The sequence below is a fragment of the Psychrobacter okhotskensis genome (genome assembly GCF_013248965.1).
GTDB classification, from domain to species: Bacteria; Pseudomonadota; Gammaproteobacteria; order Pseudomonadales; family Moraxellaceae; genus Psychrobacter; species Psychrobacter okhotskensis.
In genome coordinates, this window is record NZ_JABRVQ010000013.1 from 1 (window position 1) to 23,493 (window position 23,493).

A 23,493-nucleotide genomic window follows, 5' to 3' on the forward strand; every position below is an offset into this window, starting at 1 on the left:
GGCGGTTAGTGTGGTTTTACCGTGGTCAACGTGTCCGATGGTACCGACGTTGACGTGTGGCTTGCTGCGTTCAAACTTGGCCTTTGCCATGGGTATTTCCTCTTTTTTTGGGGGCAGTGTTCAACTATGATAAATACAGTAGTTGAGACAATCCTGACCACATTAAGATAATTGTTAAAAGGGTGCACATACTAATGTGCAGATATTATAAGAAAATCACGGCCAATAACAAGTCTTTTAACCAATTATTGGCGTATTCTTCAATGACAATATAAAGATATGCCCTATATTGTCATTATTAAATAACGATTATTTACTCGTCGCCATCTTTAGAGTTGAACTTAGAGATGATGTCAGCGGCCACTGATTTTGGAATCTCAGCGTACTTTTGGAATTCCATTGAGTATGTTGCACGGCCTTGAGACATTGAGCGCATCTGTGTGGCATAGCCAAACATTTCCGCTAATGGGACTTCTGCACGAATCTGCTTAGTACCACCAGGTAAATCTTCCATACCTTGAACCATACCACGACGACGGTTTAAATCGCCCATGATGTCGCCCATGTAATCTTCAGGGGTCTCAACTTCAACTTTCATCACTGGCTCAAGTAGTGCAGGGTTTGCTGCCATGAAGCCTTTTTTGAAAGCGATAGAACCAGCCATTTTAAATGATAGCTCATCCGAGTCAACATCATGGTAAGAACCGTCATACAACGTCGCTTTTACGCCAACGATTGGATAGCCAGCAAGTACGCCGTTTTTCATGCGCTCTTGAATACCTTTATCAACCGCACCGTGGAACTCTTTTGGTACCGTACCACCAACCACTTCTTCAGCGAATTCATATAGAACGTCGCCCGCTGGATCCATAGGCTCAAGACGTAACCAAACGTGACCAAATTTACCACGACCACCTGTTTGACGTACGAATTTGCCTTCTTGCTCAACCGTCTCACGAATCGTCTCACGATAAGCAACCTGCGGCGCACCGATGTTGGCTTCAACGTTAAATTCACGCTTCATACGGTCAACTAGAATCTCTAGATGCAGCTCACCCATACCACTGATGATCGTCTGACCAGATTCTTCGTCAGTATGTACACGGAACGATGGATCTTCTTTGGCCAAACGACCTAAAGCGATAGACATTCTTTCTTGGTCAGCTTTGGTCTTAGGTTCAACGGCAAGACTGATAACTGGATCTGGGAATTCCATACGCTCAAGTGTGATAACATTTTGCTCATCACATAGCGTATCACCAGTCGTCACATCTTTCATGCCAACCAATGCTGCGATATCACCAGTACGAATTTCTGCAAGCTCTTCTTGAGAGTTCGCCATCATCTGTACGATACGACCAACGCGCTCACGCTTCATTTTAACTGGGTTATAGACACTGCTACCTTGCGTCAAAACACCTGAATAAACACGAACGAAGGTTAAGTTACCAACGAACTTATCATTCATGATTTTGAATGCTAAAGCTGAGAATGGGGCTTCGTCTGATGCTTCACGAGTGCCTTCACTTTCTTCTTTGTCATCAAGAATACCGCGGATAGCTGGTACATCCATTGGCGCAGGCAGATACTGAATAACCGCATCCAACATTTTTTGTACACCTTTGTTTTTAAAGGCAGTACCACAAAGTAGTGGAATGATTTGATTATCAATAGTCAACTGACGAATAGCAGCATTGATTTGCTCTACAGACAATTCACCGTTTTCAAGATACTCATTCATGAGTTCTTCTGATGCTTCAGCGGCATTTTCTACAAGATGTTCGCGATACTCTTCCGCTTTTTCTTGTAGTTCAGCTGGGATTTCGCGCTCTTCAAATTCCATACCTTGAGACGCTTCATCCCAATATAGAGCTTTCATAGTCACAAGATCAACAACGCCTTCGAAGTCATCTTCTTTACCAATTGGAATAACCAATGGTACAGGGTTGCCACCTAGACGAGTTTTGATTTGCTCAATAACACGATAAAAATCAGCGCCAACGCGATCCATTTTGTTTACAAATGCAAGACGTGGAACTTTATATTTGTTTGCCTGACGCCATACGGTCTCAGACTGTGGCTGAACGCCGCCTACTGCACAGTAAACCATGCAAGCGCCATCAAGTACACGCATAGAACGTTCAACTTCGATCGTGAAATCAACGTGACCTGGGGTGTCAATAATGTTGATACGATGTTCGTCAAACTGCTTTGCCATACCTGACCAAAAGCAAGTCGTCGCCGCAGAAGTAATAGTAATACCGCGCTCTTGTTCTTGCTCCATCCAATCCATGGTGGCTGCGCCATCATGAACTTCACCAAGCTTGTGGCTAACGCCGGTATAGAATAAGACACGCTCTGTCGTGGTCGTTTTACCAGCATCAATGTGCGCAGAAATGCCAATATTGCGATAGCGTTTTAGGGGAGTTTTACGAGCCATAGTGTTTTCCTAGGGAAATTCGTGTATATATTAATGTGTTGTATCTCTACCTCATACTCTATGACAAAGCAGTCAGCTTCGTAATATTACTTACTGATTATTGGGCCTAATACGGACAAAAAAAGAGCAAATACTTAGAATAGTGCGGCATCAAATTTGGGATGCTGTCTATAAAGAACAGTATCCTTTTAAGGACAGCATCTTGACAGATGTCCGCCATCCAGATTATGTGAGTATTTTATTATCTTACGATGAAAAAATATCAATAATCTGATGAGGATGACGGCAATCAATAGAATAAATAATTAACTAGCATCAGCTATTTCTTTAAAACTACTCTTGATAGGTAGTCTAAAAAATAGCTTAGAAACGGTAATGAGAGAACGCTTTGTTAGCATCTGCCATACGGTGAACTTCGTCACGTTTCTTCATAGCGTTGCCTTTACCATCAGCGGCATCATTCAATTCGCCAGCCAAACGTAAAGCCATAGATTTTTCAGAACGCTTTGCAGCAGCTTCAGCTAACCAACGCATAGCCAAGGCAGTACGACGGGAGGGGCGTACTTCCATTGGTACTTGGTAGGTAGCACCACCAACACGGCGAGCTTTTACTTCTACCATTGGGCGTACATTCTCTAAAACTTCTTCGAAGAAAGAGACTGGATCTTCAATCTTACGCTTTTCACTTACTGTCTCAAGAGCACCGTAAACGATACGCTCAGCAGTAGATTTTTTACCATCACTCATTACATGGTTGATGAATTTTGCAACAGTTTGGCTACCAAACTTAGGATCCGGTAGGATCTCACGGGTAGCAACGACGCGACGTCTTGGCATAATAAATTTCCTTGTCTTCAGGAGTGTCCAACATTCACAACATCATACTTGTCATAATAGGACAGGGTGATGAGTTGTCAGTTAGCCTTACTGCATGGTGGTATGTTTGCGAGTAACCAGTCGATATAAAATAATTTATATTAACCAATACTACCGCTGACACCGAACCCATGCACAGTTATTGGGTAATGCAAATAAGCTAAGCTAATATTAAGCTTTAGGCTTCTTGGCACCATATTTAGAGCGACCTTGTCTACGGTCTTTAACGCCTGCGCAATCTAGTGCACCGCGAACGGTATGATAACGTACACCTGGTAGATCTTTTACACGACCACCACGGATAAGAACAACACTGTGCTCTTGTAGGTTATGACCTTCGCCGCCGATGTAGCTTGATACTTCATAGCCTGAAGTCAAACGTACACGACATACTTTACGCATGGCTGAGTTAGGTTTTTTAGGCGTGGTAGTATATACACGAGTACATACACCGCGACGTTGTGGGCACGCTTGCAACGCAGGAACTTTTGACTTTTCCTTGATGGTTTTGCGACCCTTGCGAATCAATTGGTTAGTTGTTGCCATGAGGCATCCTTCTCCCGTTTGGTATAAAACAAAAAAATGGGGCAATGCACCATCGATCTGACGCAATTCGCAGATTTCGGCACACCCATTTTTAGGACAGTATATTATAAAGAGTTGTTGCTGCTAATTCAACCACTTATGAGTGGTTTTACTTTACAACATTCGATATATATGCATTAAGCCTACCACTATAACACTTTATCTGTTCTGCACTAAAAAATAGCTGAAAAACAAGACGTTAAATACGGTAAAGCTGGCAGACTTAGGCAGTATGAACACAAGCATTATCGATAAAAGATATTTAGAGATAAATGCTTGGCAGTTCGTGACCATTAAATGGCGATATTATCTTGTTTTTCAAGACAGCCAAGAAAATATCGCTACATTTAAATATGGACCGTTATTTCAATTTACTTCTTTGGTTGGTCAGCTGCTTTGTCCGTCTCTGTATTTTTTGGCTGGCTATCTGACGATTTATCTGAGCTGTCTTTTTTACTGTCTTGGTCTTTTGGCTCTTTCTGTTCATCGTTACTGGTGGTTTTACTTACCTCTTCCTCGCTACCGCTATCATCAGTAATCGCACGATTGGCAAGTTTTGCTTCTGGAGCAAAGGTTGCTTGCGCTACCCCGATAACCTCGTCAATGAGCTGACTATTATAACGCATACCTACTATTACCGCAGTGCCTGGTAAAAAACGACGTATCCATGACAAATTGATCTGATCAAGATCGATGCCTACTTGACTGGCAATATTGTCTACTTGTTCAGCATAGAAGTTCACATTTTTATTTTTAAGACCTAGATTTTTAAGCTCATTGTGTAAACCGCTGCTTTGCGCATTATCCAGTAAGCCTTTACCAATACCAATGCCCGCCAGTAGCGCTTGTTTTTCTTGCATCTTGCTGAGGTCAGCATTGGCAAGCAGCTCGTACGCCATCTTCACGCCTTGCTTACCTGTCAACGGCTTATTATAAACCGCCGCCAATTGATAAACGGTACGCAAAGAGACCAGCAATAGCCATAAAGTATCAGCCAACAAACCTGGTAGTCCGGCCAAACCAGTCAAACCACCAATCGTAGCAAGCGCACGGTTTTGATTGGCAATGTCGGTCGCCAATGCGTAGCGCTCTTCATCGTCTAAACTCGCCACGCTGGCAAAACGATGCTCATTGGGCAAATCAATCTGGCTCCAAGTGGCTGCAAGCTTAGCAATTTGTGCAAATGCCCCGTCAACCGTCGATTGGAATAAACTATTCGGCACTACTTTTTTGGCATACTTGCCATAAGTCGCAAATCGTGTGCCCAATAACTGCTGGGTCGCCTTTAGGGTTTGTTCTCGGAATAGGTCTTGTTGAAAATCTTCATCGCCTAGATTTACCGCTTTATAGTGACTTGGCTTACCCGTTTTTGCATTCATGCTGTCAATCACTGCACCCATGCGCTCCAGATTATTGCGCGTAAAAGAGCCAATAGTGTTGATGCCTTTAGAGAGAGTGCTACGCTTTGCCATCGTGATGTCCTTAATATGATGATTGGTCGTTTTTTTATAGTAGTAATGAATGGGTCATTTTAGCCAATGAGGCAAACGGCTGTCAGTGCGAACAATGTTATCGCGCTCACAAATTTTGTATCTAAAAGTATAGTTTATTTATAATTGTCGACCTTCTCCTACCCCTCTACCCTGCTTTTATTTGGACAAAAATAGCCATGTCTCAATGACCAAAACAACGATTATCATATCGCAAAACAGACAGGGATAGTCACTTTTAACCGTAATCAATGTTTTGTCGTTATTTTGCACTTATCCAAAGATTTTGAACCCTTGATACGTTATCATATGGCATAGGCTGAGGCATTAGCTGGCCACTATTTATCATGGATTTGGTTCTATGATAAAAGCAATAATCCTGTGAAAGCGGCCTATATAGGTTAAAAGACTTGTTAGAAATAGTCGTTATTTAAGCCTCTAGGCTGTCTTCATCAGGCTATTGCTACAAAAAACAGCCATGCCAACCGCTACATAATAGAATGTTGGACTCAAAAGCGATTATTAAAGGTAATTATCAAAAATCGTTATTAATAAGGAATAGAATATGCGCCGCGTTGTTATCACTGGAGCAGGGATTGTCTCTTGTATCGGACATGATTTAGCCACCGTCACTGCCGCTCTTAAGCAAGGGCAGTCTGGCATTACATTTAACGACTCTTATGCTGAGCATGAATTTAAGTCGCACGTTAGTGGCAGTATCGATAAAGCAGAACTTGACACCTCCGCTATAGATCGTAAATTAAAGCGCTTCTTTAGTGATGCCAGCCTCTATGCCTATGTTAGCGCCTTGAATGCAATCGAGCACGCTGGCTTATCGCTTGAGACTATCAATAGCAATCCACGTGTGGGCGTCGTAGCCAGCTCGGGCGGCGCATCGACAGAAAATATCGTCAATGCCATAGATGCGATGCGTGAAAAAGGTCTACGCGGTGTCGGTGCGATGGCGGTGCCAAAAACGATGGGCAGCTCGGTATCCGCCGCCTTGGCCACTGGGCTAAAAATTCAGGGTGTTTCCTACTCTCTTGCCTCTGCTTGCGCGACCTCAACCCACTGTATCGGCCATGCCGCTGAGCTTATTCAGCTCGGTAAAGCTGATATTGTGCTCGCTGGTGGTAGTGAAGCGGAACACTGGACGCAGTCATGTATGTTTGATGCCATGGGTGCGGTCAGTACTCAGTATAATGACACGCCACAACTTGCCTCAAGAGCGTATGACAAAGACCGTGATGGTTTTGTCATTGCCGCTGGTGGCGCGATGGTTGTTGTTGAGAGCTTAGAGCATGCTCAAGCACGTGGTGCCAATATATTGGCTGAAATTGTCGGCTACGGGGCCAGCTCTGATGGTGCAGAAATGGTCGCACCAAGCGGTGAAGGTGCAGTACGCTGTATGCAGCAAGCACTAGCCGAAGCGGGCTTACAAAGCGTCGATTATATCAATAGCCACGGTACGAGTACGCCACTAGGTGATATCACTGAGCTTAAAGCGATTGCTAAAGTATTCGGTAATGATGTCAACAAAGTCCCGCCTATCAGCTCGACCAAGTCAATGACCGGTCATAGCTTGGGTGCCGTCGGTGCGCAAGAATTAATCTATTGCTTACTGATGCTACAAGAAGGCTTCATTGCGCCAAGTATTAATGTTGAGAATTTAGACCCTGCGGCTGAAGGCTTTGATATCGTCACCGAAAAACGCGACGCCAATCTCGAAACCTTGATGAGTAATAGCTTTGGCTTTGGCGGTACCAATGCCACCTTAATTATCAAAAAGTTTGACGCGTAACCTATGCCTGTAAAAAATCACAAGAATACTGAGCAGACAGCTTCTGCCCTATCGCCAGCTACTAAACCTAGCTGGCGTTTTGGTGGGCTAACGTCTGCAGAGCTGATGCCAAAACTACAGCATCATTTAATATCACAAGATACTGAGTCAAACTGGCAATTGGTTTGGCTAAATAATGACGGTCGACCAGTGATCGGCTTGCTACCTAAAGTCAGCTGGTCAATCCATTATGACGCTACCAATGATAAGCTAACTAATGAGAAGACAGCGGCTTACAAAGTGGTTAAAAAATGCCGTGATGCATGCCGTGATAATAGCAGCGCGTCAACAATAACGTATATGAGCTATACCACATGGCAAGATGAATTAATCAGTTATAGTCAAACTTATGATGCTAATAATGAAAACCCAGAACCAGTAAGCGATTTAAATGAAAAACCAAGTTATCATCATGGTCTGATAGGCTTTATCGGTTACGATATCGCTGCTCATGAGCTTAGCCCAGCTGCACATATTGAGCTAGCAACGCAGCCTTGTGCCATTTTGGGACATTACGATATCTACCTCACCCCATCAGATAAAGAAAATGGCTGGAGGCTAAATACGCTAGGTTTAAATACTGCTAGTGAAGCAACAGACGCCACACTATCAGCGCTTATATCGTATTTAGACACGCTAGAGCATCAACTATCTAGTAGAAACAAACCCTCTCATGATAATGAGCCACCGTTGGCGCCATTAATATTGAACGAGCGCTGGCATAAAAATGATTATCAAAGGGCTTTTGCAAAAACTCAACAGTATCTACAGCAAGGCGACTGTTATCAAATCAATCTGACGCAAGCATGGCAAGGCACTTTTAATAATATTACTAATCATGGTAGCGCAACGAAACTGGTTGATTACTTACCTGCCCTACATCGAAATACCAAAGCTCCCTTTGCAGGGTACTTACAAATCAGTCATCTTGATCGTGAGGGCCATGCAAATAAGGGTGAAAGTGATTTTGAGCTACTAAGCTGCTCGCCTGAGTTATTTTTTACCTTTACAAAAGAGACGAACACTGGCAAACATCATATTCGTACCAAACCAATCAAAGGAACGATGCCACGCGGATTGAATACTGTACAAGACAATGCTTATAAACAGCAGCTTATCGATAGCGAAAAAGACCGTGCCGAAAACGTCATGATCGTCGACTTACTGCGCAATGATTTGGGTAAATACGCCAAAATTGGTAGCGTCAAAGTGCCGCAATTATTTGCGATTGAGACCTTTAGCAATGTGCATCATATGGTGAGTACCATCACCGCTGAGTTAAAGGCAGATACTCATCCATTAGCTGTATTGTTTGGCAGTTTGCCCGCAGGCTCTATCACGGGGACGCCCAAAAAACGGGCGGTTGAGATTATATCCGAACTGGAAACTGCACCGCGCGGTGCTTATTGTGGCACCATGGGCTATATGAACTTTGATGGTAGTGGCCAATGGAATGTGCTCATTCGTACCCTGCAAGCCACCAATTCATTGAATGGTGATAGACAAGTCAGTCTCTGGGCAGGTGGTGGCATCACGGTTGCCTCCGACTGCGATGCAGAATATCAAGAATGCCTCGATAAGGTAGGTAATTTGCTCTCAGTCCTTGCTGACAATAGTGCTAGTAAATGATATTAAGATTTATATGACCCTATGATAAAAAATAAAGCCTGCCAACGTGACGTTGAGCAGGCTTTATTGTCGATATTTATTGCGGCAATTCAGCTATCGTCGTTATGAGCTAACCAAAAGATTACGCATTAACCCGCAGCGATATCGTTAGAGTCATGTAGCGTTTTTAAGGCCTCAATCAGGCGCTCATGTTGTACTGGCGTACCAATGGTAATGCGTAAGTACTCATTGATACGCGGTTTGTCAAAATGACGGACAATGATACCTTGTTCACGTAGGGCAGAAGCCACCGTGCTAGCATTGCCATCTTTAGGACGGGCAAAGACAAAATTGGCATGCGATGGCAGCACGTCATAACCAAGTGCCGTTAAATCTGCAGTCAGTGATTCGCGCAAGTCCATAACCTGCTGACGCATTTGCTCAAAATACTCGACATCTATCACACTAGCAGTCGCCCCAGCTTGCGCCAGCTTATCGAGTGGAAAACTGTTAAAGCTGTTTTTCATACGTGTTAATGCTTCAATCAATGAGACATTGCCAAAAGCCATACCGACGCGCAGACCGGCGAGCGAGCGTGATTTTGAAAAAGTTTGCGTCACTAGAATATTATCAAACTCATTAATCAAGCTAATGGCTGAAACCGTCGTATCTTGATTATTTTCAGTGCTTTGAGCAAAATCAATATACGCCTCATCAATCACAACCACTGCATTTGAGTGTTCACCCGCCAGCTTACGAATGTCATCAAGCGATAACAGTAAACCGGTTGGCGCATTAGGATTGGCGATGATGATACCGCTACAAGGCTGACGATACGCATCAGGATCGACACTAAAGTCTTCTTCTAAAGGAATTTGTATCAGATCGACACCAAACGTCTGTGCATAAACCGGATAAAAACTATAGCTGATATCAGGTGCTAAGACAGGACGCTCTTTTAGGAAAAAACTGGCAAAGACGAGCGCCAACACTTCGTCTGAACCGTTACCGACAAAGACTTGGTTTGCCTCAAGACTATAAAGCTGCGCTAAGGCCGCCCGCAAATCATCAGATTCGGGTGCAGGATACAAGCGCAAATCTTCCGCTTGCTTCTCTAACACCTTAGCGATTGCCTGGCCTACTTTCGGTGACGGCGGAAAAGGATTTTCATTGGTGTTTAATTTACATAAATGTTCGTGCTGCGGCTGCTCACCCGGCACGTAAGGTGACAAGTGACGCGCTTTAGATGACCAAAGTCTGGTGTCTATCTTTGATTCACTCATAAATTATCCTAAAATTAGCCACAAAGACTATTAAAAGTAAATGTCCAAAAAAATCTCAAAAGTAACGCTTAAGCTATCCAAAGTGTACTACTGATAACGATAACGGGCTGAGCGCGCATGGGCTTCTAAGTCTTCTCGCTGCGCTAAAATATCTGCCGTTTCAGCCAGTGGCTTACTGCCCGCTTCACTACAATAAATAATCGATGACTTCTTTTGAAAATCATAGACACCAAGCGGTGAGGAGAACCGTGCAGTGCCCGAAGTTGGCAGCACATGATTGGGTCCTGCGCAGTAGTCACCAATTGCCTCTGGCGTATGACGCCCCATAAAGATAGCACCCGCATGACGAATGTCGTTTAACAGCGCATCAGGATGGTCAACAGACAGCTCTAAATGCTCAGGGGCAATACGATTAATGAGCGCCAACCCTTCAGCTCTATCTTTCACTAGTATCAATGCGCCACGGTTTTGTAATGAATCACGAGCGATATCAGCTTTTGGTAATTCTGCCAGTGCTTTTTCAATTTCAGCAGCCACTTCTGCAAGCTGCTGTTCACTGGTCGTGACAAAGATGGCTTGGGCGATACGGTCATGTTCAGCTTGTGATAACAAGTCCATCGCTAGCCAATCAGCGCGATCTTGCGGCTCACCTTCTGCATAGACCAACACTTCAGAAGGACCGGCAATCATATCAATACCAACTTGCCCAAATACCGCACGCTTTGCCGCTGCCACGTACTTGTTACCAGGGCCAGTGATTTTATCTACCGCTGGTATAGTTTCAGTACCGTAAGCCAGTGCCGCCACTGCTTGCGCACCACCAATGGTAAAGACGCGGTCCACTTGTGCCAAATGTGCTGCTGCCAATACCAATGGATTGAGTATGCCTTTAGGCGCTGGTACCACCATAATCACTTCATTAACGCCAGCTACTTTGGCAGGAATAGCATTCATCAATACAGAAGAGGGATAAGATGCCAGACCACCGGGTACATAGATACCGACGCGATCGAGCGCAGTCACCTTTTGACCTAAGCGATTGCCCAGCTCATCTTCATAGTGCCAAGTTTCTTGTACTTGGCGCTCATGAAAGGTCTGCACCCGTGTCGCTGCCGTGGTCAATGCTGTTTTTACTTTTTCATCAAGGTTGGCAAACGCTTCAGCAAGCGCCTCTTTCGACAGCTCTAGCTCTTGCATCGTCGTCGCTGGATGTTGGTCAAACTGCTGGGTTAACGCCAATACGACGCTATCACCATCGTGGCGCACTTGCGCAATGATATCATCAACGGTTGTTAATAAATCGGCATCATTGACTGTTTCAAAGGCAAGCAACTGTGTCAATTCACTATCAAAACTGGCATCTTGGGTACTTAACTGGCGCATGACCTCATCCTATGTCTGGGCATAAAATACTGCTAAAAAATAAACGATGGAAAAATAAAGCCAATGGTATAAATGTGGCAAAGGCTTTCGTCAGCTTATCTGTGCGTGTTTTATTCAGATTTTATCGTCTGACAAACCCACACAACAAAACCAGTTTAGCATGCTATGTCTATCATAGAGCGCTAAACTGGTTTAAAAATCTGCATAACCATGCTTTATATTACCAATGAATGCTTTACATTATTGGTGATAGTCACTGTTCTATGAATGTCTGTCTTATCAATTGCTAGCAACGCTGTCTTTAAAGCTGTCCAAGATCGGCTCAAGTAGTGCAAATTTGCGCTTGTAGCTGACTTGATTGACGATAAGGCGTGATGACACGTCGCAAATATGATCGCGCGCTTCCAGACCATTCGCGCGCAAGGTATTACCCGTATCGACCACATCGACGATTAAATCACCCAAACCGACTAAGGGTGCAAGCTCCATCGAACCATACAGTTTAATGACGTCGACTTGCTGACCTTGACTGGCAAAGTAAGCACGGGCGACATTGACATACTTGGTGGCGATACGTAGGCGGCGATTGGGTAGTGGCGCATCTTTTACGCCAGCGGTCATCAGCTTACATTGGGCAATTTTCAAATCAAGCAACTCATAAACATGGTTGGCACCATGCTCAAGCAATACATCTTTGCCTGCTACCCCAAAGTCAGCAGCGCCGTGTTCAACGTAGGTTGGTACATCACTGGCGCGTAAAATCAAGACACGTACGTTCGGGTTTGAGGTCGGGAAAATAAGTTTGCGTGAGGCTTCCGGGTCTTCTAATAGCTCAACACCAGCAGCGCGTAGCAATGGCATGGTCTCTTCTAAAATACGACCCTTTGATAAGGCCAGTGTTAAGCCAAAGAACTCATCATTTACTTCGTTTAATAAACCATCATTTGGTAGGCTATTGCTTGCTTCAGTCATAATGACATCGTGTCCATGTGCAGTGAGTATCCCCACTAAAGAGGATTTTTTAATTTATAACACCAAACGTTCAACTTTATAAAGCCAATCAAGCTTAATCGCTGGTTTAGTTGTTAGTTTAGTCGTTAGTATTGATACGTTCGATATTGACCCCAAGCGCACGCAGTTTTTCTTCAACATGCTCATAGCCACGATCGATATGATAAATACGGTCGATTAAGCTTTCACCTTCCGCCGTTGCTGCCGCCATCACCAGTGACATAGACGCACGTAAATCAGTCGCCATTACCGGTGCAGCAGTGAAGTTTTCGACCCCTTTGACTACCGCCGTATGACCATCTACTTGGATAGAAGCGCCTAAACGATTGAGCTCAGGTACATGCATATAGCGGTTTTCAAAGATATTTTCGATAAAAGTACTGGTGCCATTCGCCAAGCAAGCAATCGCCATGACTTGCGCTTGCATATCTGTTGGAAAGCCGGGGTGTGGCTGCGTACGGATATCAACCGGCAGTGGACGACCTTTCATTTGTGCACGAATCCAATCATCACCGCTAGTAATCACCGCACCCATATCTTCGAATTTTTCTAACACGGGTGTTAATAGCAGCGCAGATGTGTTTTTGGTCAACACATCACCGCGCGTCATCAACGCGCCAGCAAGGTAGGAGCCAGTTTCGATACGATCTGGCACCACTGAATACTCACAACCATGCAAGCGTTCAACGCCTTCGATGGTCATGATAGAAGTACCGATACCGCTTATTTTAGCGCCCATCGCCACCAACATATTGGCCAAATCGACCACTTCTGGCTCAAGCGCGCAATTACCCAAAACAGTCGTGCCTTTGGCAAGTGCGGCGGCCATGATGACGTTTTCAGTACCGCCAACGGTGATCATGTCAAATGAAAAGTTACAGCCAATCAGCTTGCCGCCTTTTGGCGCTTTTGCTTTTACATAGCCATTCTCGACACTAATCTCAGCACCCATCGCCTCAAAGGCTTTTAGATGTTGGTCTACAGGACGTGAACCAATCGCACAGCCACCGGGCAATGACACTTCTGCCTCACCAAAACGTGCCAGCAATGGCCCAAGGACTAAAATCGAGGCACGCATGGTCTTCACCAAATCATACGGCGCATAGAAATTATCAATACTCTTGGTATCACAAGTGACAGTATCGTCCTGCTTTTGGATTTTGATACCCATGCCACTGATCAATTCAATCAACGTCCGCACATCTTGTAATGAGGGCACATTGTGCAATGTCGTTGGGGTCTCGGCCAATATCATAGCTGCCAATAATGGCAAAGCAGCATTTTTGGCGCCTGAGATAGTGACTTCCCCTGCGATACGACTACTACCAGTGATTAAAAATTGATCCATAGAAGTGACAACCTAGCGATGAGTATTAAAAATAGTGAAAATCAGACTTATCGAACCAATCATTGTAATAATCGTTAAAACAATCAGTTCTGTACAAGCCCAGCGTATATAAAAAATTTAACCTTTTGACTGAACATCCCATTCAGCAGGTGTCAGCGCTTGAATATTGAGCGCGTGAATATCACCACTGGCAATCTTGTCGTTGACTAACGCATAGATCGCTTGCTGGCGTTGCACGGCGCGCTTGCCTTCGAAACTAGCATCAACCACGCGTACATCAAACTTATTACCTTGATTGGCAGCTTGAATAAAAGCGTCTGGGAAATGAGTCTGTAAAAATGCAATCAGGTCGTCAGCGTTCATGCTCATAGAATATTCTGCCTTAAGTGTTAAATAGGGTATAGAGGTAAAGTGACGACATTATAACAAGAGTTTAAGCATCTTACAGTACTGTCTTATGCAACTGCGCCTAAGCCATAAAACCAGCAATGACGACACGGTTATGAACATCCTAGACGCTAGACATTCAAGCAGTACTGAGATTAACAAACACGACTACTTGAGCTCTTTATCCAAGTAAGTCAAAACCTGCGCGCGCACATCGTTTAGCCAGCGTAGTGGTGGCGCCATAGCTCCGATACTGGTCGCATGACTGGCCCCTTCAATTTCACCATTTTCTACCGTGACACCCGCTTTTTTTAACGCTTTGGTCATTTTAATCGTATTGGTAGCGTACACGATTTTATCGTTTTCGGCGGTTAGTAATAGATAAGGGGGCTGCTCGCCTTTGATATGACGATCGGGCATAACCTCGTCTGGTGTGGCATCAGCAGCAAAAGCTGTTGCGCTATCAAACTTACGAAAGTCGTAGCTATAAGGGCCTGCAATGCCAATAACTGCCTTGATGTCTTTTGGCTTAATACCATAAGGTGCTAAAAAATCTTCATTAGCAACGGCAGCAACCACATTGAACGCACCAGCAGAATGCCCAACCACTGCCAAGCGTTTTGGATCAGCATGCAAGCTGGTCGCATTGTCGAAAATCCAAGCAATCGCTTGCGCTGCATCTTCGACGTAATCGGGATATACATGCTCAGGTGCTTTACGATAATTAATTACGGCGGTGACATAACCTGCCTGCGCCAAACTTTGACCGACAAAGGCGTACTGTTCCTTATTACCACTCTCCCACGAGCCGCCATGGACGAAAACCACCATCGGATAACTGTCATTAATAACAGCATCTTTAGTAGCACTCTCGGCTTTCATAGCTTGGGCTAAAGGCTTGGGATAATAAATATCCAAATCTTGTAATGGCTCATCACCGTATAGAATATTTTTACTAACACCAACACCACCACTTGACGTAATGCCATTGACCACAGCGAGCGGTGACAAAGCTTGTGCGTTTTGAACGGCAAGTGCGATACCACCTACTGCCAATGCGGCTGCGCCCGTCAATTTTAAAATACCTAGTTTGCTAGCGGTATTACTAACAAGGCTTTCATTGTTTATTTTATGATTAATTGTATTGTGCTGCGCGCGCTTGTTTGCATCTTTCATTGTCAGTATCCCTATTATATTTATATATTGGTCAAACCTAATAGCATTGCGACAGCCGTCTTATAGAATGAACATTAGGGTCTGTCTTGTCTATTCTTCACCTGTTATATCTTACTGGCTGATCGATGCATTATCGTGCTTTTACTGTTGCCGCTGTTTAGGCTTATTGTGATTGTTCGGCAGTAAGCCTATTAGGCCGTGTTGATCTCAATAAAGGCTTACTGATTCTGATAAAGGTCAATATAAGGACTAGATGACGGCTGAGTAACTGACTCGCCTTCCTCTGTTATAACGATAGGCGTCGCAGTACTAGCAGCATCAGCCGTTGCGACATTATTTACATTAGGGTTGACGTTAGACGCTACATTAGGGTCGATAACGGGCGCTGTGGCAGGGTTGGCCAAATTATCTTCATACATAATATCGTCTTCAGCCAACTTAACTCCTCTATCATCGACGACGGTGGTCAGTAATACCAGCTCTGTGATTCCGACTGTGTCGTTAGCGATATCAATCAGGTGGCTTTGCTGGGTAGGCGTCATGCGTCCCATGATATAAACCACCCCATCATCGGTCACCGCTTTGATCTGTGAGGCTTTGACGCCATCACTTGCCGCGACTTTTGCCAGCAGCTTGGAGGTGATATAGCCATCATGAACCGTTGAGCTATAACCCTTCGAGGCACTAACGCTCAGCTCGTTATAGACACTGCGTACATCGGGCATAGAGCTCACGACTTTTTCGACTTCTGCTTTAATCGCTTCGGTAGGCACTTCGCCAGTCAGCAACACTTCACTGTTAAAACTATCAATGCCCATGCGGCTGGTTTGCTGTAGGTCTTCTTTGAGACCATAAACATTGATTTTGACCGTATGCTCAATACTACGATCGAGCAGACGCTGTGGAATCGTACGCTCAGTCATTGGCACGCCATAGGTGCCCTCGGTACTATTGGTCAGATAATTGGTGGTACAACCTGTACTGATGAGACCAGTCATTAGCATAACGCCTATCGCAGTGCGACGTGATAAGCCAAAAATAGCAGTGCGCAAATGCATCCGTGTCATTATTTACCTCTTAGAGCATGATGTGACGATTGTTTGGGTTCAATTGGTTTAGCAGTTTTAACTGAGTAACTATCAAATATCGAATATCGAATATCGAATATCGAATATCAAATATCAAAGTAAGAATTATCGACTGAGTAATCGCTAACGTCATCGTTTCTACGACTAGCCATTTTCGTTCAATTACTTTACTTAATTTTTACGGTGGACGGTTAGGTTTTTGGTAACGATAACATGCCGTCGTATTTTCTTTGCCTGTTTGGTAACACAGTCAAAACGCAACATTACCACGCGCTGGCTATAAAAGCGCTTTTTAGCCACTCCGGCTTATTCTCTGATTTATCATTGATATAATCGTTATTTCTATTTGTATGGTTAGCAACAATGCTGCGAGTATTGACCTTATTCGTATCATAAGCAATGACATCAAAGCGGCACTCATAGTGACTATATTCAGGGTGCGCCTGTAAAAAATAACGAGCTGTTTTGATCACTTTACGCTGTTTGCTTGCCGTAACGCTAAGCGCGGCATCACCAAACCCTGAATGCTGGCGCTGGCGTACTTCAATAAATACCAGCGTCGACCATGCTGAACCCGTCTCCAACATTACCAAATCTAATTCACCAACTTTAGGCTGCTGCCAGTTTTGCGCAATCAGCTGCAATCCTTGCGCATGTAAAAACTCGCACGCTCGTTGTTCAAAGCGGCTGCCTTGGCGCTGTTTTGGTGAAGTAAGGGTCAAAGGTTTATGATCTGCCATAACGTCCATGGGTCTGCTCAACATTTCATAATTATCATAGCACAACATGCTAAACTAACCACTTTTGCGTCCTTTTATCGCTATTAATTATTCACTACTTGAATGATTGATATATGATAAATGCCAGCGCCACCTTATTTTTTAATTCCTGTTTTTAATACTTCGAGGTTTTATGTCTACCCCTACTGCGATGCCAGCTTGTCTTTATATCGTTGCCACGCCGATTGGTAATCTCACCGATATGACGCCGCATGCGGTCGATATCCTAAAGCAAGTCGCTATCATTGCCTGTGAAGACACCCGTACCTCAGGTAAACTGTTGTCGCATTTTGGCATCGACACTAAAGATAGCAAAGGCAGTAAAACGGACGATACCAAAGCGCCAGCCACTCATAATAGCGCTGATAATGCCGATGCCACCGAGACTGTAGGTAAGCAAAAAGGACATAATAAGCTGTGGGCCTATCATGAGCACAATAGCGCCATTCAAACGCCTAAAATTATTGAGATGATCGGGCAAGGTTATTCGGTCGCCTTAATCAGTGATGCCGGCACGCCGTTGGTCAGTGACCCTGGTTATCAATTGGTGCAAGCTGCCCATGCCGCTGGGGTTACTGTGTCACCTATCGTTGGCGCATCTGCCGCTATTGCTGCATTGTCTGTAGCGGGATTGCCGTCAGACCGTTTTAGCTTTATTGGTTTTTTACCAGCGAAAACTCATGGTCGCCAAAAACAACTGACTGCTCTAAACACGCGTACCGAAACATTGATATTTTATGAAGCACCGCATCGTATTATCGCCAGCTTAGAAGATATGGCGACGATATTTGGCGACGATCGTGACGTGACTTTTTGCCGTGAATTGACCAAGACTTTTGAGACTGTTCGTAAGAGTACGCTGGGCGACTTGGTTGAGTTTGTCAAAGCAGATGACAATCAGCAGCGCGGCGAAATAGTCGTGGTGGTCGCTGGCGTTGATGCGGCACAAGATACTGACGATATCAGCATTCATGATAAATTATTACAGCGTTTGTTAGAGGATTTATCGGTCAAAAAAGCGGCTGCATTGGCGTCCGATATTACGGGCGTCAAAAAGAATGCCCTTTATCAGCGTTTGCTTGAACTACAAGCCGAATGACTTTCGAATATCAAAAATAGCCGTTTATAATTTAATTGAGGAGAAATGAACAATGTACGATGTAATGGCGATAGGGAATGCCTTGGTTGACCACGAATACGTGTTGTCCGATGCAGCATTAGAAGAGACAGATTTAACCAAAGGTAATATGACCTTGGCAGGTATTGAAGAGCAGCAGCAACTGCTGGCCTACTTCCAACTTGCAGAAATTGCGCCATCAAAACAAGCCGGTGGTGGCTCAGCTGCCAATACCATGTATGCCTTTGCCAGCTTAGGCGGCAAGCCCTTTTATGCGTGCCGTGTGGGCGATGATGATCAAGGCGCCTTTTACCTCAGGGACTTGCACGAAGCAGGCGTCGCCACCTCAGACAAATCTATCCATGAAGGTGGTGTAACTGGATCTTGTGTGGTTGCAGTGACCGAAGATGGTGAACGTACCATGCAGACTTATCTAGGCACCTCAAGCGATATTGTCGCTGATAACGTCGATTTTGATGCGCTAACGCAAGCAGATTGGTTATACCTAGAAGGCTATTTGGCCATGTCCGAGAGCATCCAGCCAGCCATGACTCAGTTACGTCAGCAAGCTGGCATTCATAATGCAAAGATTGCGGTGAGCTTCGCTGATCCAGCGGTGGTTAAATTTGCCAAAGACGGTTTGCTCAATATGCTGGGCAATAAAGTGGCGGTGATATTTTGTAATAGTGAAGAAGCCAAGCTCTTTACGGATAAAAAACAAGTCAAAGCAGCTGCACGTGCGCTACTTGAGCATTGTCAAATCGCGGTAGTAACTGATGGCGCAAAAGGTGCCGTTATCGCTCATAAACCTGATGCCGAGTCAGAGTTAATCGTCCATGATATTGCTACGCCAGTCGTTGCCAATGTCATCGATACCAATGGAGCTGGCGACAACTATGCCGGTGCGTTCTTATACGCGCTATCGCAGCACTACACCTTACCAGAATGTGGTCGTCTTGCCAGCGAAGTGTCCGCACAAGTGATTCAACAATTTGGCCCGCGACTCATGCCGCAGGACTATAAAGAGATTGCCAAACGGGTACTGTCCGCTTAATCTCTTTATATATTTTAAGACAAAAAAGCGCTAATAAAAAAGCCCATATCGAATCGACATGGGCTTTATTTTGGGCAGATTATTTTTTTCAATGTTCAAGAGAACCTACTTTTAATACATCAAAAACTTGCACATTAAGCCACGGCTAATGCCTGCTCTAAATCCGCTTTGATATCATCGATATGTTCAATACCAATCGATAATCGCACCATATCAGTACTCACGCCAGCATTGGCAAGTTCTTGCTCGTTTAGCTGACGATGGGTCGTGGTCGCTGGATGACACGCCAATGATTTGGCATCACCGATGTTGACCAAGCGCGTTATCAGCTGTAGCGCATCAATAAAGCGCGCCCCTGCTTCAAGGCCACCTTTTACCCCAAAGGTCAAAATAGCAGAGGGCGTGCCCTTCATGTATTTCTTAGCAAGCTCATGCTCAGGATGATCTGGCAGACCGGCGTATTTTACCCAAGCAACCTTGTCATGGTCACGTAGATATTCAGCAACGGCTTGCGCGTTCTGTACATGACGCTCCATACGTAAGCTCAATGTCTCCATCCCTTGCAAGATACCAAACGCATTTAGCGGACTTAACGCTGCACCAGTATTACGTAATGGTGCCACGCGAGCACGAGCGATAAAGGCCGCAGCGCCGACGTCTTTGACGAAGTTCACACCGTGATAGCTGTCGTCTGGCGTGTTTAATAACGGGAAGCGCTCTGGGTAATCGCCCCAAGGGAACGTACCACTATCGACAATCGCCCCACCAATTGACGTGCCCGTGCCGCTCATATATTTGGTCAATGAATGAATGACAATATCTGCGCCAAACTCAAACGGACGGCAAATCGCTGGCGTGGCAACGGTACTATCAATCACTACCGGTACGCCATATTCATGCGCGATGTCGCTGAGTGCTTGGATATCAATAATATTACCCAGTGGATTACCGATACTTTCGGCAAAGACCATCTTGGTTTTATCATCGATTAAATCGCGAATCGCTTCAGGATTTTTGTGATCAAAGAAGCGGACTTCGATACCTTGACGCGGCAAAGCATGAGCAAATAGATTATAAGTACCACCATATAGCGTTGATACCGCCACGATATTATCACCCGCTTCACAAATGGTTTGAATGGCATAAGTAATGGCTGCCATACCAGATGCAACCGCAAGCGCGCCAATACCACCTTCTAGCGCTGCTACGCGTTCTTCTAATACCGCATTGGTTGGGTTCATGATACGGGTATAGATATTACCTGCGACTTTTAAATCAAACAAATCTGCGCCATGCTGGGTATTATCAAACGCATACGAGCTGGTGTGATAAATAGGCACAGCGACCGCTTTGGTCGTTGGCTCAACACTATAACCGGCATGAATCGCTAAGGTCTCTAGACGCTGCGTAGGTCTTGTGCCGTTATCTAAATTGCTCTCTGGTTGTCCATCACTCATAACAAACTCCTTGGTAGTCACTAAAAAAGCATCAATCAAAATAAATCATTTAAAGGTATCGATTGACCAATAATCTCTAAAAAAGCCATCTTATAAATGATAGCCATAAAAAAAAGCTGAGTTAATCATAACCCAGCTTCTTTATGAAAAGAATAGCCAATATTAGGTTTGTTAATGACAAGCTGTCATAAGCACCCCTATTTCACGCTATTTTTCTGATATCAACACTTACTGCTTACTTGTAATAAGCGTTTTCCGTACGGGTATGATCGGTCTCATCGATGACTTGAGTCAGCTCTGGTATTTGCTGCTTAAGCTGCACTTCAACGCCTTGACGCAAGGTCATGTCGACTGCTGAACAACCTTGGCAACCACCACCGAATTTCAATACGGCAGTGAGACCAACGCCTTCTTCATCAATCAGTTCAAGCAACTGTACGTCACCGCCATGCGCCGCTAAGCCTGGATTAATCTCAGACTGCAATACATAGTTGATACGCTCTTCGACGCTGGCATCGGCACCGACTTTCGGTACTTTAGAGTTTGGCGCGCGGAAGGTCAGCTGACCACCGAAACGGTCTTTATTATAGTCAATTACTGCATCTTCGAGATAAGGGACTGATGACGCTTCGATAAAGGCAGAGAAATCATCGTAGGTAAAACGTAGATCAGCACTGTCTTCTTCGCCCGGTTGGTTATAAGCCATACAGCACTCGGCACGCGGCGTACCAGGATGCTCGACGAAGATACGCACACCGATGCCGTCGGTATCTTGCTTGGACAGTAAATCGGCCAAATAACCTTGGGCTGACTCGGTAATGGTAATATTACTTTTCGTTTCTGCTTGCTCAGTATCTAGCGCTGATTCATAGTCTGCAGATTGATCTGCTTGGCTGGTTTGATTGTGCTCACTCATAATTTTTCCTATGCGTTATGACACAAACGCGACTGCTGTCATAGCTGCTGTGTCGTGAATTTGGGCAATTTGGTTTAACAGTTATCAAGCATAACGGTTGATATTATAGTGCTCTAACGGCAATCTTGATAAAGGTTTGGTGATTTTATAATCACTATTATAGCGCATTCAGGCGATAATTCCGACTGCGCTACTGCGAATTAAAGCGTGACCGTTATAAATAGCCACTATTGGTTTTTTTAATGGTGACATATAAAAGATAAATAGGTGACATTAATATAGATAATAGCTACGGCTAATAATGCTACGCAAAATTATTTAATTACCCACACCGCGTCTGCTATTGTTTATATTAAGGCTGGCAAATGAATTATCAAGGATAAAAACATAGTAGCGATAGCATTGCTGCCGCATTAACGATACAGCAAATGACCTAAGGCGTGTCTTCATTTCAAAAATGGCGATAAAAATGAGATAAATTGCCGTCAAACAAGAAAAATAGCGTAGATAATATCGGGATATTAACAAGCTATTTGACGATGTTTGGCAAGATTTAGCCATTTTTAGCCCATTTAGATGACTATCGAGTGAATTGAAGACGCGCCCTAATCATCTACCTAATAATAAGACAATCTAGACGAGACCGTTTTATGATGACAGAGACCCTAAAACTGGTAAGCACCAAAGATGGTGAGCAAATAGCCGTCTGGAAGATTGTGGATAATACAAAAGATGAAAGCAAAACTGATGTTCTCACCACCGACGCACCTAGGGTAAAAGCGCAAAACATTCTATTGACCCACGGAACCTTTTCGGACAAGCAAACTTGTTTAAGAATCGCCCACTATCTGGCACAACTTGGTCATCATTGCTACATTATGGAATGGCGCGGTCATGGTGCAAGCTCGATACCAACAGACAAATTCAACTTCGAAACCGTTGCAACCTATGATTTTGAGGCCACCTTTCGTTACTTATTTGCTGAGTTAAAACTGGATAATCTACACTGCGTCACCCACAGTGGCGGCGGTGCCTGCCTAACCATGTTTTTAATCCAAAACCCCCAGTATATTGACCAAATCAACAGCATCAGTATGTTTGCCTGTCAAGTTTATGGCGCAGTATCGAACCCGATTAGCTACACTAAAATTCTCGCAGCCAAAGTATTTACGAGACTACTAGGCTTTATCCCAGCTAAGAAGCTTAAAATGGGTCCTTTTAACGAAAGCTACTATACGATGAACCAGTGGTACAACTGGAACCTAAACAAAGACTTTAAAAGCAGCTTTATACAACAAAGTAAATTTGAAACAACGACGATTAATGACAATACGCCCTCTACTATCGCCTCTAAAAATACTACATCTCATACTGTATCTAATAACAGCCACTTCGATTATCGTCAGCATATGCCAACTATTACCACACCTATCTATGCGATCAGTGCCAAAGGCGACCATTTTATTTCACCAACCCGTGGCTGTCAGTTATTTTTTGACAAGTTTGCTAACCCCAATAACGTCTTTCGAGAATACTCAATCAGCCATGGCGATCTGGACGATTATACCCATAGCCGCATTATGATTAGTCGCAATGCTGCGACAGAGATTTGGCCAACGGTGGCAGCGTGGATTGACGAACATGCAGGGTAACGA

At 44.4% G+C, this 23,493-nt stretch carries 20 protein-coding genes; 5 read left to right on the forward strand and 15 right to left on the reverse strand.

Features of this window, described 5'->3' with window-relative positions:
• The 5 genes from HQR03_RS07785 to HQR03_RS07805 all read right to left on the reverse strand — a co-directional run.
• Nucleotides 1-90 (reverse strand): GTP-binding protein (locus HQR03_RS07785; RefSeq protein WP_173239198.1); only part of this gene is annotated, 90 nt, incomplete at its 3' end.
• A 223-nt stretch (nucleotides 91-313) separates the two neighbouring features.
• A complete protein-coding gene (fusA, locus tag HQR03_RS07790; protein WP_025652482.1) occupies nucleotides 314-2,440 on the reverse strand; it encodes an elongation factor G in 2,127 nt (708 codons plus the stop codon).
• A 363-nt stretch (nucleotides 2,441-2,803) separates the two neighbouring features.
• Nucleotides 2,804-3,277, reverse strand: a complete 474-nt coding sequence (rpsG, locus tag HQR03_RS07795) for a 30S ribosomal protein S7 (RefSeq protein ID WP_025652483.1) — start codon at nucleotides 3,275-3,277, stop codon at nucleotides 2,804-2,806.
• 210 nt (nucleotides 3,278-3,487) lie between these two features.
• Nucleotides 3,488-3,862 (reverse strand): 30S ribosomal protein S12, encoded by a 375-nt coding sequence (gene rpsL, locus HQR03_RS07800; protein WP_010200611.1) that lies wholly within the window; start codon nucleotides 3,860-3,862, stop codon nucleotides 3,488-3,490.
• Nucleotides 3,863-4,272: 410 nt separating this feature from the next.
• A complete protein-coding gene (locus tag HQR03_RS07805; protein ID WP_101211153.1) occupies nucleotides 4,273-5,373 on the reverse strand; it encodes an EcsC family protein in 1,101 nt (366 codons plus the stop codon).
• 583 nt (nucleotides 5,374-5,956) lie between these two features.
• Here HQR03_RS07805 and HQR03_RS07810 point away from each other — a divergent pair.
• Nucleotides 5,957-7,192: a beta-ketoacyl-ACP synthase II gene (locus tag HQR03_RS07810; RefSeq protein WP_173239784.1), complete on the forward strand. Its 1,236-nt coding sequence runs from the start codon at nucleotides 5,957-5,959 to the stop codon at nucleotides 7,190-7,192.
• A 3-nt stretch (nucleotides 7,193-7,195) separates the two neighbouring features.
• Entirely contained in the window at nucleotides 7,196-8,860 is a 1,665-nt protein-coding gene (locus HQR03_RS07815; RefSeq protein ID WP_173239785.1) for an anthranilate synthase component I family protein, read from the forward strand.
• A gap of 128 nt (nucleotides 8,861-8,988) precedes the next feature.
• Here the strand turns inward: HQR03_RS07815 and hisC are convergent, their stop codons facing one another.
• From hisC to HQR03_RS07855, 8 genes are all read right to left on the reverse strand, one after another.
• Nucleotides 8,989-10,122, reverse strand: coding sequence for a histidinol-phosphate transaminase (gene hisC / locus HQR03_RS07820; RefSeq protein WP_173239786.1), 1,134 nt, complete (start codon nucleotides 10,120-10,122; stop codon nucleotides 8,989-8,991).
• Nucleotides 10,123-10,209: 87 nt separating this feature from the next.
• Nucleotides 10,210-11,505 (reverse strand): histidinol dehydrogenase, encoded by a 1,296-nt coding sequence (hisD, locus tag HQR03_RS07825; RefSeq protein WP_173239787.1) that lies wholly within the window; start codon nucleotides 11,503-11,505, stop codon nucleotides 10,210-10,212.
• Between the two features lie 279 nt (nucleotides 11,506-11,784).
• Nucleotides 11,785-12,477 carry an ATP phosphoribosyltransferase gene (gene hisG, locus HQR03_RS07830; RefSeq protein WP_101211148.1) on the reverse strand — a complete coding sequence of 231 codons (693 nt, stop codon included), beginning with the start codon at nucleotides 12,475-12,477 and terminating at the stop codon, nucleotides 11,785-11,787.
• Between the two features lie 118 nt (nucleotides 12,478-12,595).
• Nucleotides 12,596-13,864, reverse strand: coding sequence for a UDP-N-acetylglucosamine 1-carboxyvinyltransferase (murA, locus tag HQR03_RS07835; RefSeq protein ID WP_025652490.1), 1,269 nt, complete (start codon nucleotides 13,862-13,864; stop codon nucleotides 12,596-12,598).
• A gap of 117 nt (nucleotides 13,865-13,981) precedes the next feature.
• Nucleotides 13,982-14,227, reverse strand: coding sequence for a BolA family protein (locus HQR03_RS07840; protein WP_025652491.1), 246 nt, complete (start codon nucleotides 14,225-14,227; stop codon nucleotides 13,982-13,984).
• Between the two features lie 192 nt (nucleotides 14,228-14,419).
• Nucleotides 14,420-15,427, reverse strand: a complete 1,008-nt coding sequence (locus tag HQR03_RS07845; protein WP_244952003.1) for an alpha/beta hydrolase — start codon at nucleotides 15,425-15,427, stop codon at nucleotides 14,420-14,422.
• A 218-nt stretch (nucleotides 15,428-15,645) separates the two neighbouring features.
• Nucleotides 15,646-16,494 (reverse strand): BON domain-containing protein, encoded by an 849-nt coding sequence (locus HQR03_RS07850; RefSeq protein ID WP_173239788.1) that lies wholly within the window; start codon nucleotides 16,492-16,494, stop codon nucleotides 15,646-15,648.
• Between the two features lie 284 nt (nucleotides 16,495-16,778).
• The gene (locus HQR03_RS07855) at nucleotides 16,779-17,303 is read right to left on the reverse strand and encodes a YraN family protein (protein WP_173239789.1); all 525 of its coding nucleotides are present in this window, start codon (nucleotides 17,301-17,303) and stop codon (nucleotides 16,779-16,781) included.
• Nucleotides 17,304-17,427: 124 nt separating this feature from the next.
• Here HQR03_RS07855 and rsmI point away from each other — a divergent pair, with 124 nt between their 5' ends.
• Together rsmI and HQR03_RS07865 are read left to right on the forward strand one after the other, a co-directional pair.
• Complete coding sequence (gene rsmI / locus HQR03_RS07860; protein ID WP_173239790.1) at nucleotides 17,428-18,393, forward strand: 16S rRNA (cytidine(1402)-2'-O)-methyltransferase; 966 nt, start codon at nucleotides 17,428-17,430, stop codon at nucleotides 18,391-18,393.
• A 52-nt stretch (nucleotides 18,394-18,445) separates the two neighbouring features.
• Nucleotides 18,446-19,465, forward strand: a complete 1,020-nt coding sequence (locus HQR03_RS07865) for an adenosine kinase (RefSeq protein WP_173239791.1) — start codon at nucleotides 18,446-18,448, stop codon at nucleotides 19,463-19,465.
• Between the two features lie 134 nt (nucleotides 19,466-19,599).
• Here the strand turns inward: HQR03_RS07865 and HQR03_RS07870 are convergent, their stop codons facing one another.
• Together HQR03_RS07870 and nfuA are read right to left on the reverse strand one after the other, a co-directional pair.
• A complete protein-coding gene (locus tag HQR03_RS07870) occupies nucleotides 19,600-20,922 on the reverse strand; it encodes an O-acetylhomoserine aminocarboxypropyltransferase/cysteine synthase family protein (protein ID WP_173239792.1) in 1,323 nt (440 codons plus the stop codon).
• Nucleotides 20,923-21,157: 235 nt separating this feature from the next.
• Nucleotides 21,158-21,838, reverse strand: coding sequence for a Fe-S biogenesis protein NfuA (gene nfuA, locus HQR03_RS07875; protein WP_173239793.1), 681 nt, complete (start codon nucleotides 21,836-21,838; stop codon nucleotides 21,158-21,160).
• Between the two features lie 650 nt (nucleotides 21,839-22,488).
• Here nfuA and HQR03_RS07880 point away from each other — a divergent pair.
• Nucleotides 22,489-23,490 (forward strand): alpha/beta fold hydrolase, encoded by a 1,002-nt coding sequence (locus HQR03_RS07880; RefSeq protein ID WP_173239794.1) that lies wholly within the window; start codon nucleotides 22,489-22,491, stop codon nucleotides 23,488-23,490.
• Nucleotides 23,491-23,493 lie beyond the last annotated feature (3 nt).